Here is a 3,947-nt window from a genome sequence, read left to right as displayed (position 1 = left end):
CTCGCCGCGGCGCTCGTCGGGGGCTTCGCCCTCCGGGTGGCCGGAGGGCCGCGGTACTCGCCGTTCGGCAGGCTCTCGGTGCACGTGCTGGCCCCGAGGGTCAGCTCCGAGCCCAAGTTGGTCGCAGGTGCGCCCAAGCGATTCGCCCAGACGATCGGCCTGGTCATGTCCTCGGTCGCGCTCGGGTTGTTCCTGGGCGGGATGACGGTGGCAGGGGTCGTGGTCCTGGGCGTGCTCGTGGCTGCCGCTCTCGCCGAGGCCGCCCTGGGGTTCTGCCTGGGGTGCTGGATGTACGGGCAACTGCAGCGGGTGGGGGTCGTATCGGAGGACGCCTGTGTCGACTGCGCGGACATCTGGGCCCGGCCCGGGATGACCGCGCGCAACTGAGACCGACTCGCAACCGGCACGTCGTTCCACCGCGTTACTGTTGTGGACATGACTACTCCGTCCGAGAATCACGAGTCGTACGGCGAAGACCCCCGAGGCTACGGCTCAGAGTATGGGACGCCGTCGAACGCCGGTGATCGGTTCTCTGCCGGCGGGCAGCGGTACGGGGACGGGTATCCCTACGGGACGGAGCCCTACGGTTCAGCGCCCTTCGGTGGTCAGGAGTACGCGACCCCTCCCTTCGATCAGCAACCGTTCGGGCAACAGCCGTTCGGCCAGCACCCGTTTGACCAGCACCCGTTTGACCAGCAGCCCTATGGCGCCCAGTACTACGGGGCCCAGTACTACGGGGCCCAGCCCTACGGCGTGCAGCCCTATGGAGTGCAGCCCTACGGCTCACCGGGGTACGGCGCGGTGCACCCGTACGCGCCGAACTACGGGGCCACGCGCAAGGAACCGGCACTCTCGCTGGTGCTGTCCTTCTTCCTGCCCGGGCTCGGCACCATGATCAACGGCCAGGCCGGCAAGGGGATCGGCATCATGGCCGGCTATTTCCTCGGCATCCTGCTGTCCGTGGTCCTGATCGGGATCCCGATCATGCTCGGGTTCTGGGTCTGGGGGATGGTCGACGCCTATTCGGGCGCCAAAGCGCACAACCTCCGGAACGGCTTCTACTGAGGGACCGGTCGCCGGGCCTTCCGTAACCTGGTCGCATGACAGCGACCGAGATCCCCACGACAGACGACTCGCGCCCTTCGGGCCTCGACCTGCAGTACGTCAACCGGGACGTCCGTCCCCAGGACGACCTCTACCAACACGTCAACGGCACCTGGATCCGCGATCACGTGATCCCCGCCGACCGGCCGATCGACGGTGCGTTCCTCGCCCTGCGCGACCTGTCCGAGGAGCGCGTGCGGGACATCATCACCGACGCCCCGGTGGACTCGCAGATCGGCGCGTTCTACGCCTCCTTCATGGACACCGACGCGGTCGAGGCCGCGGGCGTCGCTGCGCTCGCGCCCGACCTTGCCGAGATCGACGGCGCGACCGACGCCGACTCGCTGGCCCTGGCCATGGCGCGGCTGGAGAAGGTGGGCGTCGGCGGACTGGTCGGCGCCTACGTCAACAACGACGCCAAGAACTCCACCGAGTACATCCTCTACCTGGTGCAGTACGGGATCGGGCTGCCGGACGAATCCTTCTACCGCGAGGACCAGTACGCGGAGCTGCGCGAGCAGTACACCGATCACGTGGCGCGGATGCTCGTGCTCGCGGGACTGTCGGGGGACGAGGACGCCCGCGCCCGCGCCGAGCGGATCGTCGCACTGGAGTCCCGCATCGCCGCCGCACACTGGGACGTGGTGGCCCGTCGCGACGCCGACAAGACCTACAACCCCGTCACCTGGGACGAGCTCCCCGGTCTGGCACCCGGATTCCCCTGGCACGACTGGGCCCGTGAGGTGGGCGGTTCGGAGGAGACCTTCGGCCGGCTCGTGGCCATGCAGCCCGACTTCCTCACCGCTGTCGCCGAGTTGTGGTCGACCGAACCACTGGAGACGTGGAAGGAATGGCTGCGGTGGCGAGTCCTCGGTTCGCGCGCGCCCTATCTGACCAGCGACCTGGTGGAGGAGGACTTCCGCTTCTACGGCACCGCGATGTCCGGCACGGAGGAGATCAAGGCGCGGTGGAAGCGTGGCGTCGCCGCGGTCGAGGGGGCTCTCGGTGAGGAGGTGGGTAAAGAGTACGTGGCTCGTCACTTCCCGCCCGGCCACAAGGCCCGGATGGTCGAGTTGGTCGAGAACCTCACCGCCGCCTACCGCTACTCCATCGCTCGGCTGCCGTGGATGACGCCGGAGACGCGCGAGCGGGCGCAGGAGAAGCTCGAGGCGTTCGTGCCCAAGATCGGCTACCCGGAGAAGTGGCGCGACTACTCGGCGCTCGAGGTGCGCCCGGACGACCTGCTCGGCAACGTGAGGCGGTCCGCCGAGTTCGAGCACCGCTACGAGCTGGGCAAGCTCGGCGGCCCGGTCGACCGCGGTGAGTGGCACATGACCCCGCAGACGGTCAACGCCTACTACAACCCGGTGATGAACGAGATCGTGTTCCCGGCCGCCATCCTCCAGCCCCCGTTCTTCGACGCCGACGCCGACGACGCCGCCAACTACGGCGCGATCGGTGCGGTGATCGGTCACGAGATCGGCCACGGTTTCGATGACCAGGGGTCGAAGTACGACGGCGACGGCAACCTGGTGGACTGGTGGACCGACGACGACCGCTCGGCGTTCTCCACCCGCGTAGATGCGTTGATCGACCAGTACCAGGGATTGACCCCGGACGGTCTGGACCCCGCGAAGGATCACGTCAACGGGGCCTTCACGGTGGGGGAGAACATCGGCGACCTCGGCGGGCTGACCATCGCGCTCCTGGCCTACCGGTTGGCGCAGGGGTCGAACGGGCAGGGGTCGAACGGGCAGCCGGCGGAGGGGACGGAGGTGGGCCCGGAGATCGACGGCATGACCGGCATCCAGCGCCTGATCACCTCCTGGGCCATCGTGTGGCGCACCAAGACCCGCGCGGAGGAGGCCGCCCGCCGGTTGGCCGTGGACCCGCACTCCCCGCCGGAGTTCCGCTGCAACCAGGTGGTGCGGAACCTCGACGACTTCCACGCCGCGTTCGAGGTGACCGAGGGTGACGGACTGTGGCTCGCCCCCGAGGAGCGCGTCAGTATCTGGTGAGCCGACCGTGCTCGAGTACGAACTCGCGGCGGGCGACCCGCTCCACCGCACCGGAGTCGATGAGATCGTGGAGGCGACGGCTCAACGTCTCCGGTGTGGTCCCCAGGTGCGAGGCGAGATCGGACTGGGACACCGGCAGTCGCACACGGGAGCGCCCGTCCCGTCCGGGCGTGGCGGGCAGTGAGCGCAGGTAGGAGACCAGCCGCGTCGACACGTCCTCCGAGGTGAGCGAATCGAGATGTTGTTCGCTCTCGACCACCTTCTCGGCCAGGGCGCGTGTGATCGAGTCGTGGAGGACCGGGCAGGCGGCGGCCGCTGCGCGCAGGGCGTCGTGCGAGACGGTGGTCAGTGTCGTCGCCTCGGCGGCGACGACGCTGTGACGAGCGGGGCAGCCCAGTGCGAACTCCACCAGGCCGAGATGACGGCCGGGCCCGAGGATCCTGACGTGCCGCTGGTGGCCGGACCGGTCCTCCCGGATGACGTGGAGGGCGCCGGCGGTGATCAGCACCAGTCGGCTCACCGGCTCCCCGGCCAGCTGCACCGTGGAACCGGGTCGCGCCTCGACAGTCCGGGAGGAGTCGGCCAGGTAGGCCCAGCAGCGCGGCGGCAACGAGGCGAACAGTGCGGAACCGGCGATCCCGGAGACGTCCCCGTGAGCGATCATGTCTCCCAGTGTGGCCCCCCGGCACCCGCCTCGTATGTTTTGCCTCACCCGATGTTGACGTAAATCAATGCGCCAGCCCGGGCGGCTCCCTAGATTCGGATCCACCAACGATCGGGGAGAAGATGTCAGAGGTACTCGTCCCGCGAACGCGTTCAGTCGAT

The 3,947-nt window shown here is 68.8% G+C and carries 4 protein-coding genes; 3 read left to right on the top strand and 1 reads right to left on the bottom strand.

Features of this window, described 5'->3' with window-relative positions; translation table 11 throughout:
* The 3 genes from G6027_RS17745 to G6027_RS17735 form a co-directional block, all read left to right on the top strand.
* A partial coding sequence (locus G6027_RS17745; protein WP_187703000.1) for a DUF4395 domain-containing protein occupies positions 1-387 on the top strand: 387 nt, incomplete at its 5' end.
* 48 nt (positions 388-435) lie between these two features.
* Positions 436-1,065 carry a hypothetical protein gene (locus tag G6027_RS17740; protein ID WP_182638315.1) on the top strand — a complete coding sequence of 210 codons (630 nt, stop codon included), beginning with the start codon at positions 436-438 and terminating at the stop codon, positions 1,063-1,065.
* Between the two features lie 35 nt (positions 1,066-1,100).
* Positions 1,101-3,122, top strand: a complete 2,022-nt coding sequence (locus G6027_RS17735) for a M13-type metalloendopeptidase (protein WP_182638288.1) — start codon at positions 1,101-1,103, stop codon at positions 3,120-3,122.
* On the opposite strand, the gene G6027_RS17730 is transcribed toward G6027_RS17735, so the two are convergent.
* Positions 3,109-3,786: a Crp/Fnr family transcriptional regulator gene (locus G6027_RS17730; RefSeq protein WP_182638287.1), complete on the bottom strand. Its 678-nt coding sequence runs from the start codon at positions 3,784-3,786 to the stop codon at positions 3,109-3,111. The genes G6027_RS17735 and G6027_RS17730 overlap by 14 nt on opposite strands.
* Between the last annotated feature and the right edge of the window lie 161 nt (positions 3,787-3,947).

It is taken from the genome of Dietzia sp. SLG310A2-38A2 (assembly GCF_014145095.1).
Taxonomy (GTDB): Bacteria; Actinomycetota; Actinomycetes; order Mycobacteriales; family Mycobacteriaceae; genus Dietzia.
This window is presented reverse-complemented; position numbering and strand designations above follow the sequence as displayed.